Origin of the sequence: Alkalihalophilus pseudofirmus OF4, assembly GCF_000005825.2 — a bacterium.
GTDB lineage: Bacteria > Bacillota > Bacilli > Bacillales > Bacillaceae_D > Alkalihalophilus > Alkalihalophilus pseudofirmus.
The window spans coordinates 3686632-3701460 of the sequence record NC_013791.2 but is presented as its reverse complement, the minus strand read 5'-3'; the positions used below and the strand labels follow the sequence as shown (position 1 = coordinate 3701460).

The window sequence follows — 14829 nt, the reverse complement described above, 5'->3', positions numbered from 1 at the left end:
TATGTATACTGGCGAGCTAATCAAGCGAAAGGATCAGACAAAAGAAGTATACCAAGTTAGAAGGTTAACAATGGAAGACTTGAATGAAGTCTTAAAAGTTCAGCAAGTTGTTCTTGATACACTGGAGAACAAAGAGCGCCTGCAGCCTTTAAGTGAGGAAGAGTTCACGTTAATCTTAAAAGGGGACGGGTTGATGCTTGGAGTGTTCGTAAAAGGGTACTTAACAGCCTTTAGAGCATTATGGTTTCCAGGAGAAGACAAAGAAAATCTAGGCCGCGACCTTGGGTTATCGCCTAATGAGCAAATGAAAGTTATCCACCAGGAGATCTCGATTGTCCTTCCTGATTACCGAGGGAATGGACTTCAAAAACGTCTTGCAGTTTTAGTGATGAGGGAGTTGGTAGAGAATACATCAGAGTTTGAGTATGTATGCTGTACGGTTCACCCATTTAATATTCCAAGTTTGAAAGATAAACTTGCTCAAGGTATGTTCATCGTAAAAGTGAAAGAAAAGTATGCAGGGCACCTGCGATACATTTTATTAAAACAATTATCAGTCGAGATTATGGTTGATCATAATACTAAGAAGATCGTACCTTTAGCCGATATTGGCGAACAAAGCAGACTGCTAAATGAAGGGTATTACGGGCTTGAATGGATAGATCAAGAGAGCAAGCAGTCAATAGTCTTTGCTAAACCGAAAGCATCGAACAGCAAGAGCTAAATTTTTTGCACCTCAAATTTGCTTGTGTAAAAGAAGGAGCGGGCATTCGTGTTAAATTTTTTTCGGAAAGAAAAGATTTTTGCCTTACTCCCTCTTTTCTTTTGTGAATGTACTGATTAAATGAATGTTTTAGCATTGGCATGAAGCTTGCAAGTAATAGTTTGATAATTCTAAATAGTGAAGGCTGCACAGCAATTGATGATGCATGATATGAAGAAGCAGGGGGAGTACATATGGAAAAAGAGAGAAAACCGATTTCGTTTGGCTTGGCTGTTATACCGCTAATAATCATGATCACTGCAATGAGTTTTACAATTGTTGTATTTGAAGGAGCACCTCATATCCCGCTTATTCTAGGGACTGTTGTATCCGCTTTCATAGCGTGGCGGGCGGGCTATACATGGAAAGAAGTTGAAGCAAGTATTTATAAAGGGATTCGTCTTGCCCTGCCGGCTGTCGTCATCATCATTATTGTTGGTGTCATTATTGGAGCATGGATTGGCGGCGGGATTATTGCGACGATGGTGTATTACGGCTTAATGCTCATTTCACCAGAAGTGTTTTTAATGACCATGACGATTATCTCAGCCATTGTTGCTTTAGCAATTGGAAGCTCATGGTCAACGATGGGAACGATCGGGGTTGCTGGTATGGGAATTGGCATCAGCATGGGAATCCCTGCGCCGATGATTGCAGGAGCGATTATATCCGGTGCATACTTTGGTGACAAGATGTCTCCGTTATCTGACTCAACCAACCTTGCAGCAGGGGTTGTTGGTGTTGATTTATTTGAACATATTAAGCACATGCTTGCTACAACCATTCCCGGACTTGTCATTGCTTTTAGTAGTTTATTGGTATTTAGGGCGACAATTTTCTGGCTCTGGTGTGATTGATAGCAATGTGGCAGAGGTGATGACAAGCCTTCAGGCTAATTTTGTAATTACGCCTTGGCTGTTACTTGTGCCTGCAGCTGTTATTTTCCTTGTTGCTAGGAAAGTGCCGGCCTTGCCAGCGCTCACAGTCGGGGTTATGTTAGGATTTCTTTCGCATATTTTGATTCAAGGCGGTTCAATTGGGGATGCGGTTAATACATTAAATGACGGCTTTAGCATTGCATCAGGTAATGAGATGATTGACAGCCTGTTTAACCGGGGCGGCATTGAAGCGATGATGTATACCGTCTCGCTTACGATCGTTGCGATGACCTTTGGCGGGGTGCTTGAGAATACAGGGATGTTAAAAGCGATGGTGGACCAAATTCTAAAGCTTGCTAAGACGTCAAAAGGACTGCTGACAACGGCTGTTTCTTCGGCTTTCTTTACAAATGTAACGACAGCTGAGCAGTATATTTCTGTCGTTCTTCCAGGTAGAATGTACGTTCAAAGCTTTAAAGAGAAGAAGCTTCATCCGAAAAATCTATCAAGGGCAGTAGAGGACGGCGGGACGTTAACCTCAGTTTTCGTTCCCTGGAATACGTGTGCGATCTTTATTTTTGCGACGCTTGCGGTTCATCCGTTTGAATATGCTCCTTATGCCGTATTGAACTTTGTCGTGCCGATTTTATCAATTATTTATGCGTGGACAGGCTTTACCATTACACGTTTGACAGATGAAGAGGCTCTGCAAATGGAACGAGCTGAACAAGAGAGTGAGCAAAAAGCGATCTAAATAAAGAAGCTTAGGGGATGTCCCCTAAGCTTCTTTCGTTTTGCATAATAGCTTGTAACCACCACTGCAATCAACGAAGCGAGAATGAATGAGGTTAAGTAGCTCCACCCCTTAATCAGTAACCTTAGAAGAAGAAAAGGTGGGAGAAAATAATTATATTTTGAATTGAACTGAACCATAACTAAATCATCCCACTAAATACCTCAACTAAGCAATAATGTAGCGGATGAACTATACGGAGACTTCTACGGGGCCTAGAGTAAAAGTGAGATCCCACAGGGCGTTGCCCGAGGAAGCTCACTAGCTCCCCGTGAAAAGCGTAGTAAAGTTCAGGAGCGGCATACATATTCCAAATCTTTAATGGTTGTTACATATCAATGACCAAACCATTTAAAAAATTTATCTATCAAACGTTCTTCTTCATGTGCTTCTTCATCAATTACATCCGTACCGTCCGCATTCGCTGTTTCCGGGCAGGTTTTTGTTGGTTCTGTTCCAGCGATAAAATACGTCGTTCGGCTTTTTGGACATGTTTCACTTGCCAGGTAGCCGCTTTGCGGATTCATCTCAACAGCAACGACCCCGCGAGGTTTTTGAAATGGCAGCTTCAACTCGTTTTTGAGCGCATCTTCTGTAAAGTTAGCCCAAATTTTCTTAGAAATTTGGCCTTCCGTCCGCTGATCAATCGGTGTTGCTTTATCGTAGCCTACCCACACGCCGGTCACAAGCTGCGGCGTATAGCCGATCATCCAGCTGTCCTGAGGAGTAGATCCGCTTTTTCCAGCTACCGGTCTGTTAACAAGATGTGCTACGGACCCGCCTGTGACTCCTGCATGAGCGTTTAAACTTGGGTCAAACATGCCTGTCATAAGATCGGTCATAATAAAAGCAAGCTTAGGATCCAGCACTTGTTCTTTTTCTGGTTCACTCTCATAGAGCACACGTCCATTTAAGTCGACAACTTTGCGGATAAAGCGCGGCTTTACCTTTTGTCCTCCATTTGCAAAAGGACTGTAGCCATTGACCATTTCAAGTAATGTGACATCGGCAGAACCTAAGGCGAGTGATGCTGTCTCAGGCAGCGGGCTGATAATGCCCACACGTTCAGCGACATCTATTAGTTTCTCTGTTCCAAGGACAAGCAGACTTTTTACAGCATAAATGTTATCAGAGAAGGCAATCGCCTGCAGTAGTGTAATGAAGTCATTCGCGTAATTATTGCCGAAATTACTAGGAGAGTAAATCGCGCGTCCTTCATCAATTTGAAACTGCGTTGGTTCACTTAATAATGTTGATGCAGGTGTCGAACCGTTCTCAAGTGCTGCATAGTAGAGAAATGGCTTAAATGTCGAACCAGCCTGACGGTGAGCATGCGTAGCACGATTATAAGGACTCTCAGAATAATCTCGTCCTCCTACTAACGCTCGTACATCACCGTTCCGAGGATCAATTGCGACAAGAGATGTTTGTAGAATCATGGTGGCCCTCTCAGCATCAGTCAGAGCCTTGTTTTGGGCAGCTGCAGGAACGGGCGGCATCTCACGTGCAACCCACTTCTCCGCTTTTTCCTGCATGTCGGCATCAAGTGTCGTATACACTTTTAATCCTCCAGCCTCAATTCTAGCAGGTTCAATCCCAGCTTCTTCTATTAACTGTGCTTCAACGATATCCTGGAAGTACGGTCCGATCTGCAGCCCGCTTACCAATTCTTTATTTTTGTAAGCGAGGTGCTCGTCCTTTGCGTCTTCCGCCTCTGCGCGGCTCACGCTGCCGACTTCAACCATCGCATCTAAAATAAGTTCCTGTCTTGCCTTAGCGCGGGGTTCGTCAAAGTTTGGCGAATAATAGCTTGGTCCTTTTGGAATCCCTGCAAGCATACTAGCTTCAGCTAAAGTAAGATCTTTTGAATCTTTATCAAAAAAATAGTGAGAAGCGGCTTCAATCCCGTACGCTCCGTGTCCGTAATAAATCGTATTAAGATAGCCTTCTAAAATTTGTTCTTTTTCATAGTTCATCTCAAGACGAAGGGAGTAAATCAGTTCATTCCATTTTCTAACCCATGTTTTATCATGAGATAAATATAAATTACGTGCGTACTGCTGAGTAATCGTACTTGCTCCTTGTGAGCGCGAGCCTGAACGAAGATTTGCGACAATCGCCCCGCCGATCCTTGTCGGGTCAAACCCAAGGTGATCGTAAAATTTCCGATCTTCAATCGCTAATGTCGCATCAACGACATACGGTGAGATCTCGTTAAACGGAACAAAGTAACGGTTCTGTCCGCGGTGGCTTTCACCAATTGTACGGTCATCAACAGCTAGATATTCTGTGGTTTGAGCTACGCTTAACGGAGGCGGCCCTTGCATTTTTGCATAAGACATTAACGCCACTGCTCCGCCAAGTGCCAGGACGAGCCCTAAAAGGAAGAGTCTGAAAAAGAGACGCAGCAGACTTCTTCGTCTTTTATTTCTTCTATTCATGATGACTTCCATCTCGGTCACCTCATTAAAATCCAGATTTAAAATAGCGCGCAAATGTGCGTTTTTTACCATCTTCGGCTCTTTTAAATCGTTTTAAACATGGGGGGTTAGGAGGGGGGTAAATTTTGCTTGCTTTTTTGATTGTTTCCTATATAATTTCATCTGTTATGATGAAAATAAGGAACATGTGGAAGGATATTTACTGCCTTCCATGTTTGTGTGTATCTAAAACAAGGTACGAGTGAAATAGATACAGATGTCAGTCATTTAAACGATGTAAAATATATTAGATGAGGTGAAGCGAAATGGAATTATGGTTCACAGAAAAACAAACAGAGCGCTTTGGTATTACAGCAAAAATTAAACGTACGCTACATAGCGAAAAGACAGATTTTCAACAATTAGACGTTGTTGAAACAGAAGAGTTCGGCAACATGCTTGTTCTTGACGGTATGGTTATGACAACAGAGAAAGATGAATTCGTTTATCACGAAATGGTGGCTCACGTGCCATTATTCACCCACCCTGATCCTAAGCATGTTCTTGTTGTAGGCGGAGGAGACGGCGGGGTAATCCGTGAAGTATTAAAGCACCCATCTGTAGAGCGTGCGACACTTGTCGAAATCGACGGAAAAGTAATCGAGTACTCAAAAAAATACTTACCATCTATTGCAGGCGCTCTTGATGATGCACGCGTGAATGTTCAAGTAGACGACGGCTTCATGCATATTGCTAAAGCTGAAAACGAGTATGATGTGATTATGGTTGACTCAACAGAGCCTGTAGGACCAGCTGTAAAATTATTTGAAAAAGGATTCTACGAAGGAATCTCTCGTGCGCTGAAAGAAGACGGTATTTTCGTTGCACAGACAGATAACCCTTGGTTCCATAAAGACCTTATTACACAAGTTCAACGTGACGTGCGTGAGATCTTCCCGATTACACGTCTATACACTGCAAATATTCCAACATACCCAAGCGGCCTTTGGACATTCACAATCGGTTCGAAAAAGCATGATCCTCTTGAAGCAGCGGATGAGCGTTTCCATGAGATCGAAACAAAGTACTACACAAAAGAACTTCACAAAGCTTCTTTTGCACTTCCGAAATTTGTTAGCGATCTTGTAAAATAAGGAGGAATTTCGATGCGTTTTGATGAAGCTTATTCAGGCAAAGTGTTCATAATGAGCAACCCGAGCTATGAGGATGCAAAAGCGGTAATTTACGGTATGCCAATGGACTGGACCGTATCATTTCGTCCGGGCTCTCGTTTTGGTCCAAACCGTATCCGCGAAGCATCTCTTGGACTTGAAGAGTACAGCCCGTATATGGACAAGCATTTAGAAGAAGTGAACTACTTTGATGCGGGAGACATCCCTCTTCCATTTGGTAATGCCGCGCGCAGCCTAGATATGGTAGAAGAGTATGTCGATAAGCTGTTAGCTGATGGTAAGTTTCCAATCGGGCTTGGCGGAGAGCATCTTTTATCTTGGCCGATTTTCAAGTCAATGAATAAAAAATACGACAACATGGCGATCATCCATATTGATGCTCATGCTGACTTGCGTGAAGAGTATGAAGGCGAGGTGCTTTCACACTCGACGCCAATCCGTAAAGCATGCGGGTTGATTGGCCCAGAGAACGTCTATTCATTTGGAATTCGTTCAGGGATGCGTGAGGAGTTCCAGTTTGCGAAAGAATCAGGCATGCATATGTCTAAATTCGAAGTAGCAGAGCCGTTAAAGAAAGTTCTTCCAACACTTGCCGGCCGCAATGTATATGTAACGATCGATATCGATGTTCTTGACCCGTCATGCGCACCAGGAACAGGAACAGCAGAAGCTGGCGGTATCACATCAAAAGAGCTGCTCGATGCGATTATGGCGATTGCCGACTCAAATATCAACATCATCGGAGCCGACTTGGTAGAAGTAGCTCCAGCGTATGACCCAACCGAACAAACACAAATCACAGCAAGCAAAATGATCAGAGAGATCATCCTAGGATGGGCAGACAGATAGATAGAAGAGCGTAATGACATGTTCTGGCATGCGGTAAAATAAGGGGGAGCGATATGAAGTCGCTTTTTGACTCCATTCGATGCACCGTTTTTACCCGCAGGACAACGAGCAGAAGCTGGACAAAGAAAAGCGTAATGGCTCGTTTAGGTATGAGGAGGGTGGAGGTTTGACAAAAAGAAGCGTTTTTTGCTTCGTTTGACAAAGTGAAGCCGCCGAAGACCTGAGACATGAAGCTGGACAAAGAAAAGCGTACGCGAGTGTTCTGGCATGCGGTATATATAGCGACATCAAGATGAGCGGACGGTAAGACGCTCATCTTTTTCGTTCCTCTTTCTGAAAATCAAATCGACACAGAACAGAGCCTTGCAACGAAGCCTTAAAATCGCTAAACTTGAACAATAGAAGAATGGTTGTTTAGACTTGTCTAAACCCCGCACTTTTAGAAAGGTGTGCGACTGAATGAATAAACCAACGAAGAGAACGGTAAAGATGATCTTCCAAAATAAAATTCAGCATGATGATCATACCGATTCCTATGAGTTCACCACTCGAGGTGAGCTGTATCATAAAGGAAATCAGGATTATCTGCGTTTTGAAGAGGCGTTAACAGAGACAGAATCTGTTCAGACGACGATGAAATGGGATGGACGTGAGCTGATGCTGATCAGGCAAGGGACTGTGCTCATGCGTCAAGCATTTATATCAGGCGAGGAATCACTTGGCCGGTACGTGACACCAGATGCGTCGTGGGAAACGAAGGCAGTGACAGATAAAGTACTAGTGACATGGCCGACGCGTAAACAGCGCGGCAAGATCCACATCAAGTACCGATTTTTATTACAGGGACAAGATGCCGGGCAGCATGAAGTACGCTTAACATTAGAGGAGGATCATTAAAAGATGAACAGTGTTGAACAAATGAAGCAAAAGTTAAAAGAAGAAATAAAAGCAGCCGTGATTTCAGCAGGGCTTGCAACAGAAGATGTGCTTCCTGAAGTAGTTCTTGAAGCGCCAAAAGACAAAGCGCATGGAGATTATGCAACAAATATGGCAATGCAGCTGGCGCGTATTGCAAAGAAAGCGCCGCGTCAAATTGCAGAAGAGCTCACGTCTCAGCTTGACAAAGAAAAAGCATCAATTCAAAAAATCGATATTGCCGGACCAGGGTTCATTAACTTTTTCATGAACAAAAGCTACCTTCGTGAGATTGTACCAGCTGTTTTATCTGCAAAAGAAGCATACGGTGAAACGAATGTTGGCAATGGTGAGAAGATCCAGGTTGAGTTCGTTTCAGCCAATCCAACAGGAAGCCTGCACTTAGGACATGCACGCGGTGCGGCAGTGGGTGATGCGTTGTGTAACGTGTTAAGCAAAGCTGGCTATGATGTTGAGCGTGAGTATTATATTAACGATGCTGGAAATCAAATTAATAACCTTGCGCTGTCACTGGAAGCTCGTTATTTCCAAGCTCTAGGTCAAGATAAAGAAATGCCTGAGGAAGGTTACCGCGGGCAAGATATTGTCGATTTCGGTAAAGCACTTGCAGAAGAGCATGGCGACAAATATGTAAACGTCTCAGAATCTGAGCGTCGTGAGTTTTTCCGTCAATATGGCTTGCAAAAAGAGCTTGATAAAATCAAATCAGACTTAAAAGAGTTCCGTGTTGAATTTGACAACTGGTTCTCTGAAACAAGTCTTTATGAGTCTAATAAAGTCATTGAAGTGCTTGAAACGCTTGATGAAAAAGGGGAAACCTATGAGCAGGACGGTGCAACTTGGTTCCGTTCAACAACATACGGCGATGATAAAGATCGTGTATTAATCAAAAATGACGGCACATACACATATTTAACACCTGATATTGCGTATCACCAAGATAAAATGCAACGCGGCTTTGATAAGCTGATTAACATTTGGGGAGCGGACCATCACGGCTACATCCCTCGTATGAGAGCGGCAATCCAAGCGCTTGGATATTCTCCTGAGCAGTTTGAAGTGCAGATCATTCAGATGGTGAGCTTGTATCAAGGTGGAGAGAAAGTGAAGATGAGCAAGCGTACGGGTAAGGCTGTAACCCTTCGTGATTTAATGGATGAAGTAGGCATTGATGCTGTTCGTTACTTCTTTGCGATGCGTAGTGCAGATTCTCAACTTGATTTTGATATGGACCTTGCTGTATCTAAATCAAATGAGAACCCAGTATTCTATGTACAGTATGCTCATGCTCGTGTATGCAGCATGCTTCGTCAAGGCGAAGAGCTTGGCCTTGATTATGATGAGAATACAGACCTTTCAGCTGTATCGACAGAAAAAGAATACGACCTTCTAAAAGCAATAGGTGATTTCCCGGCAATTGTTGCTGAAGCAGCTGAAAAGAAAATGCCTCACCGTATTACGAATTATGCGCATGACTTAGCTTCTGCACTTCACAGCTTCTACAATGCTGAGCGTGTAATTGATTCTGAAGACCAAGATAAGAGTAAAGCACGTCTTGCTTTAATGAAAGCAACACAAATTACGATTCAAAACGCCCTATCACTTGTAGGCGTATCAGCACCAGAAAAGATGTAACACCTAAGAGCTCCCTTTTCCCTAGAAAGGGAGCTTTTTGATGTGCGGAGATGGCTGGGTAGAGGAAGCTCAGCAGCTCACCGCGGAAAGCGAAGCATATTTCAGGAGCGGCGAGCTGACACTAACCCAGCAGCCTAACCCCAAGATTTGAGAGCACTGTATTTAGAAAGGAGAATATCATGGAAGCTGTTATTTGGATTTTAATTATTGCTTTATTTATTTTAAGTTTTGTTGGATTACTATTTCCGATCGTTCCCTCTGTCCTCGTCTTATGGGCAGGGTTTATCCTTTATATTTTCTTCATCGACGGTGCGGCTCTTTCGGTTTGGTTTTGGATTGGCGCTGGCGTTTTGACTGTTTTATTGTTTGCAGCTGATCTTATTGCCAGTCAGTTTTTTGTGAAGAAATACGGCGGGTCAAAATGGAGTGAGCGGATGGCTGCTGTAGGGGTGATTGTCGGCTCCTTTATCATGCCGCCATTCGGTATTATTCTCGTACCTTTTGCGCTAGTCTTCATTACTGAGTTCATCGCAACAAAGGATGCAAGACAAGCTGTTCTGGTAGCAATAGCCTCTTTCTTTGCTTTTTTAAGCGGAACTGCAGCCAAAGCACTCGTTCAAGCCGTATTAATTATTTGGTTTTTTATTGAAGTCTTTATTTAAAGGCATAATCTAGTCGTAAACACACAAAGTAAGAGAGACATCTCAGAAAGAAGGATGACATCATGCAGGAAATATTACTCGCAATTTTAGCAGGGCTTATTGTAGGATTTGTTTTTGCGCTAGTTAAGCTGCCAATTCCAGCACCACCAGCATTACCGGGAATTATGGGGATTGTCGGTATTTATTTAGGCTACAAATTATATGAAATGATTTGGCCGATGATTATGAAGTAGGGGGTAGGGATGACATGGCGTACGTATCGTATCAAGGCATCAAGATTTTTTATGAAGTGCGTGGAGGCGGCACTCCATTAGTCTTTATTCATCCTCCTGCCATGTCACATCTTACATTCCGATATCAATATGCATTAGCTGATGTAGGGAAAGTCGTTGTGGTAGATCTTCCTGGAGTTGGTCATAGCACAAAAGGGGCTGCTAAAGCTTTTTCAATTGAAGAGTCAGCCGAATGCATCAGAGCGGTATTAAAAAAAATGCGTGCAAAAAAAGCCATTATCGTTGGGTACTCAAACGGTGGTTCTATTGCTCAAGAGTTTGCCTTGAAGTATCCGAACATTACAGCCGGAGTGGTTTTGATTGGGGGGTTTCCGGAAGTAACAAGCTTTCTTTTAGACAAGGAGTTTAAGCTTGGCATGTGGGCTGCCAAAAAGAAATGGATGAATCTGATCAGCTATGTTTTGCCGCATGCGCACTTTAAGAATAAAGAGCATGCGAAGGAAATGCAATCGGTGATCAAAGAAGTAAATCCAGATGTTTTATCTGAAACGTACAGGCTCGGATATGAATACCAGTCGATTGGGCGCCTTAATCAATTAACAGTGCCGTTGCTTTTGATATATGGCAGCCGTGATCTCATCATGCATAACTATATGTACGATTATTTAAAAAGAGCTCATGACGTGGAAGTGGTTTATGTGCAAGGAGTTGCTCATCAAGTACCGACTAAGCGTCAGGATGAATGTAATCAAGCAATACGAGAATGGCTGTTGCGGAGGCAGATCCTATAAGATGCCTTCGCTTATTCTTTATCGATCGGCTGCGGGATAAAGTCATGATACGTATCAATATAGAGCTTTCCATTAGGTGCTAAGACGGCATACATAACCTCCTTTTTTAATACTCCTCGTTTCTCTAGCTGGTCCATAAGCCACTGTTCTTCAATGTTATTTTCTTGGAGATTGCGAGTAATGACCACTCCGTCCATCATTAATTCTATCGGTACGATATGCTTTTCAGGCTGACTAATCAAATTCAAGTTTCCTTTTGTCACCTCCCGAAACTCCTGTTTTTTTAGAGCGGTTAATGTACCATTTGGTTCGATCATGGCAACAAGGACCTCTCTTACATCAAAAATATTATTTTCACGCAGCTGCTGATTCATATAATCCAAGGTATAACGCATTTTACGCATATTCCCCTCAAGCAGTCTTCCATTTTCAATGATTACCGTAGGGTCACCTGCAAAGAATTTACGAGTTTTTCGGTTTTTCATCGAAGTATATTCAACAATGTAGATAATGAATACAAACATCGCAAATGAAATCCATACGCTGTGTATAGGAACGCTCGTATTAAAAGCAAGGTTGGCAGTAATAGAGCCAAGAGTAATAGTTGCGATGAAATCAAAGGTCGTCATTTGTGAAATCGTTTGCTTTCCGAGCAGTTTTGCGCCAAGAAATAGAGATGCAAAGGCAATCAGTGTTCGGATCATAATTTCTAGGTGTTCAGCCACAGTTCTACCTCCCTTTCGTTCTTCTAAAAGGTTTTCCAATTTACATAGAACGTATAAGATGAGATTTACAATTTCTACAAAAACGAATGGTTGACAACAGATGGCAACAGGAGTAAATTAACTCTATGAAAACCGTATATCACACCTTTTAATCGCTTAAACTGACAAGGATTACACCTTTTTAGTGCGGGGGAACCAATGAATTTGGCAAGGATTATATTGTCTTGGGGTGAGTCTTCATAATTGAAGAAGGGATACTCTCAGTTCCTAACCCGACAGCTAACTCCGTAAGCGTTAAATGTAGAAGAGAGAAAGGTCTTACATAACAGGCCATTTCTTTGTGATGGTTTTTTATTTTTTAAGGAGTGGTAAATGGATGGCAAAATCAAAAAAACAATTTGCTGTAATTGGTCTAGGCAGGTTTGGCGGGAGTGTCTGTAAGGAGCTTTACGAAATGGGTCATGAAGTGCTTGCCATAGATAAAGATGAGGACAGAGTGAGCGAATATGTAGCGTATTCCACCCATGCAATGCAGGTAGATACAACCGATGAAAATGCGATGAAACAGATTGGAATTGGAAATTTTGAACATGTTGTTGTCGCTATTGGAGATAATATCCAAGCAAGTATACTGACAACATTAGTGCTTAAAGAAATGAACGTGCCTACTGTGTGGGTTAAGGCTCAGAATAATTATCACCATAAAGTGTTGGAAAAAATCGGTGCCGACCTTGTTGTCCACCCAGAGTCCGATATGGGACGCAGGATTGCTCATAATTTAGCGTCTGAGAAAGTCATCGATTTTATTGATTTATCTGATGAGTACAGTATTGTTGAACTTCGAGCAACAGGAAAGGTTGATCAAAAAACGCTTGTTGATTTAAACGTTCGTGCTAAATACGGTGTAACAATCCTTGCGATGAAGCGAGGAGAAGAGATGAACATTTCTCCGATGCCAGACGATTTAATCCACCAAGGAGATATGCTCGTTGTAATGGGCCATAAATTAGATATCAACCGTTTTGAAAATGAGGGACTCTAAGGTGGGAAGTACGCGGCGAAAAGTCATTAATATGTCTTCGCCCCAAGTATTAGCTTTAGGGTTTCTTGGGACTTTATTGTTGCTTCTTCCTATTGCAACAACCATTCCAATTACATTTATTGATGCCTTGTTTACAGCTACATCTGCTACAACAGTGACAGGGCTAGTTGTTCTAGATACGGGGAGCGATTTTACTGTAATTTTACAGGATAATGGTCTGAGTTATAGGTGATTTGCAGGTGAGTCTCCTTCATAAGCTAATTAACATAGAGTGCATCAGAGGAGGGGTTATAGCAAGCTTGCCGCTTCTGAAATATGCTTCGCTTTCCGCGGTGAGCTTCCTCGGGCTTTAGCCCTGTTGTTAGATAACTGTCCAACAATAGGGATGCAGTTCACAAGGCGACGAGGAGGCTCCCGGACCGCCCGCGAAAGCGAGTGCCTGCAGCGGAGATCAACAACCACTGTATAGGGGGATATTTTTCAATCTTTTTGAGATATAATCACTTAAAATTGCAAGGTTGAGTATCCAGCCCTTCACAGGAGTCCAGAGATCAGCGTGGCGAATTTCTCTTTGCCACGTTGAATAAGAGGACGTGATTCCCAGCTCTCTAGAGTCATCCTTTGCGAGATATAGATATCGTGTTCAAGTTCATCCAGAACAACTTTGACCATTGATTCATCATATAAAAGACAATTTATCTCATGATTAATATGAAAACTGCGCTTATCAAAATTCGCTGTGCCGACATCAGCCATTTGTGTATCAATCACAATCGCTTTTGCATGAAAGAAGCCCCGGTAATATTGATAAACATGAATACCTGCTTCAAGCAAATCTTTAAAGTAAGGAAAAGCGGCCTCTTTCACAAAAGGATGATCACCTTTTTTCGGCAAAATTAACCGTATATCAACCCCTCTTCTAGCAGTTTCAATTAAAGCTTGCTGTAAAGGTTTTCCTGGAATGTAGTAAGGTGTTCCAATTGTGATGGATTCTTTCGCTTGTCCAATTAGTGAAATAAACGTTTCTTCTAAATAGCTGCCATCTGTCGGTAAGATTCTCAACGGATGCGGCCCTTTTCGCAGGTATGGGTATAGCTCCTCTTCTTTCACAAACTTTTGCTTTGCTGTCTGCCAGTCCTCTAAAAACTGCTCTTGTAAATCCTGAACGCCGTCTCCGACTAAACGAAGATGAAAATCACGCCAGGGACCAAACTTAGGATCGCGTCCTAAATATTCATCACCTACATTAAAACCGCCAATATAGCCGACACGTCCATCAACAATAACGAGCTTACGGTGGTTTCTTCTATTTAAGGTGAAGAAAATATAGGGGAAGCTGACAGGGTGAGAAAAAGCAAATCGCACACCATTTTTTTTAAGTTGTTTTATAGTTTTTCGTGAGAGCTTACACCCGAAACGATCCACAAGGAGACGAACGGTTACACCTTCTTTGGCTTTATCCTCTAAAATTTTCAATGCTTTTTGTCCGATGTGGTCTTCTTTAAAAATATAGAACAAAAGGTGGATATGATGTTCGGCTTGATTGAGATCGGCAAAAAGCGCTTCAAAAAATTCATCACCGTTTCCTAAAAAACTTACATCACTATGACGAGTGATTTGATCATGCCTAGTCGCTTCACGACGCTGCTTTTTCTGTCCCGCTACAAAATCGAGGCGCAGCCATGTAAAGAGTACAATAAAAATTAACAGTGTAATCCATAACCAGTTCATCTCATGACCTCCCTTCAGGTGACATTCTTTTGTAGCATACCCAGTCATAAAGCGTAATATGATGAGAGTGTGGTTTTCTTATATGAGCAAAAACCTAGATAAAACAAGCGTTTCCAATCAATAGAAAAAATTTTTTTATCTTTTTCGTCGACTGAATGCTCATTCATTGAAATTTGTG

General features: G+C 42.5%; 12 protein-coding genes, 2 pseudogenes and 1 riboswitch. Of the genes and pseudogenes, 11 read left to right on the top strand and 3 right to left on the bottom strand.

Annotation, left to right across the window (positions count from 1 at the left end; all coding sequences use genetic code 11):
* Position 1: 1 nt before the first annotated feature.
* Both BPOF4_RS18395 and nhaC read left to right on the top strand, forming a co-directional pair.
* Positions 2–724, top strand: a complete 723-nt coding sequence (locus BPOF4_RS18395; protein WP_012960760.1) for a hypothetical protein — start codon at positions 2–4, stop codon at positions 722–724.
* Between the two features lie 233 nt (positions 725–957).
* A pseudogene (gene nhaC / locus BPOF4_RS18390) lies at positions 958–2395 on the top strand (Na+/H+ antiporter NhaC).
* Positions 2396–2769: 374 nt separating this feature from the next.
* Here nhaC and BPOF4_RS18385 read toward each other — a convergent pair.
* Complete coding sequence (locus tag BPOF4_RS18385; protein ID WP_012960757.1) at positions 2770–4887, bottom strand: transglycosylase domain-containing protein; 2118 nt, start codon at positions 4885–4887, stop codon at positions 2770–2772.
* A gap of 293 nt (positions 4888–5180) precedes the next feature.
* Between BPOF4_RS18385 and speE the strand changes: the two genes are divergently transcribed.
* The 7 genes from speE (at position 5181) to BPOF4_RS18350 (ending at position 11153) form a co-directional block, all read left to right on the top strand.
* Positions 5181–6008, top strand: coding sequence for a polyamine aminopropyltransferase (speE, locus tag BPOF4_RS18380; protein WP_012960756.1), 828 nt, complete (start codon positions 5181–5183; stop codon positions 6006–6008).
* 12 nt (positions 6009–6020) lie between these two features.
* The gene (speB, locus tag BPOF4_RS18375; RefSeq protein ID WP_012960755.1) at positions 6021–6896 is read left to right on the top strand and encodes an agmatinase; all 876 of its coding nucleotides are present in this window, start codon (positions 6021–6023) and stop codon (positions 6894–6896) included.
* 459 nt (positions 6897–7355) lie between these two features.
* Positions 7356–7793 (top strand): YwiB family protein, encoded by a 438-nt coding sequence (locus BPOF4_RS18370; RefSeq protein ID WP_012960754.1) that lies wholly within the window; start codon positions 7356–7358, stop codon positions 7791–7793.
* A gap of 3 nt (positions 7794–7796) precedes the next feature.
* Positions 7797–9467: an arginine--tRNA ligase gene (gene argS, locus BPOF4_RS18365; protein WP_012960753.1), complete on the top strand. Its 1671-nt coding sequence runs from the start codon at positions 7797–7799 to the stop codon at positions 9465–9467.
* 179 nt (positions 9468–9646) lie between these two features.
* Positions 9647–10129, top strand: a complete 483-nt coding sequence (locus BPOF4_RS18360) for a DUF456 domain-containing protein (RefSeq protein WP_012960751.1) — start codon at positions 9647–9649, stop codon at positions 10127–10129.
* 62 nt (positions 10130–10191) lie between these two features.
* On the top strand, positions 10192–10362 hold the full coding sequence (locus BPOF4_RS18355) for a XapX domain-containing protein (protein WP_012960750.1): 171 nt from the start codon (positions 10192–10194) through the stop codon (positions 10360–10362).
* A 14-nt stretch (positions 10363–10376) separates the two neighbouring features.
* A complete protein-coding gene (locus tag BPOF4_RS18350) occupies positions 10377–11153 on the top strand; it encodes an alpha/beta fold hydrolase (RefSeq protein WP_012960749.1) in 777 nt (258 codons plus the stop codon).
* A gap of 11 nt (positions 11154–11164) precedes the next feature.
* Here BPOF4_RS18350 and BPOF4_RS18345 read toward each other — a convergent pair whose 3' ends face one another.
* Positions 11165–11857 (bottom strand): DUF421 domain-containing protein, encoded by a 693-nt coding sequence (locus BPOF4_RS18345; protein ID WP_148229604.1) that lies wholly within the window; start codon positions 11855–11857, stop codon positions 11165–11167.
* Between the two features lie 164 nt (positions 11858–12021).
* A riboswitch (cyclic di-AMP (ydaO/yuaA leader) is annotated at positions 12022–12187 on the top strand.
* Between the two features lie 67 nt (positions 12188–12254).
* Between BPOF4_RS18345 and BPOF4_RS18340 the strand changes: the two genes are divergently transcribed.
* Positions 12255–12920: a potassium channel family protein gene (locus BPOF4_RS18340; RefSeq protein WP_012960747.1), complete on the top strand. Its 666-nt coding sequence runs from the start codon at positions 12255–12257 to the stop codon at positions 12918–12920.
* Positions 12907–13128, top strand: a pseudogene (locus BPOF4_RS18335) (hypothetical protein); the annotation flags it as partial. The gene BPOF4_RS18340 and the pseudogene BPOF4_RS18335, both read left to right, overlap by 14 nt.
* Before the next feature lie 326 nt (positions 13129–13454).
* Here the strand turns inward: BPOF4_RS18335 and cls are convergent.
* On the bottom strand, positions 13455–14651 hold the full coding sequence (gene cls / locus BPOF4_RS18330) for a cardiolipin synthase (protein ID WP_012960745.1): 1197 nt from the start codon (positions 14649–14651) through the stop codon (positions 13455–13457).
* Between the last annotated feature and the right edge of the window lie 178 nt (positions 14652–14829).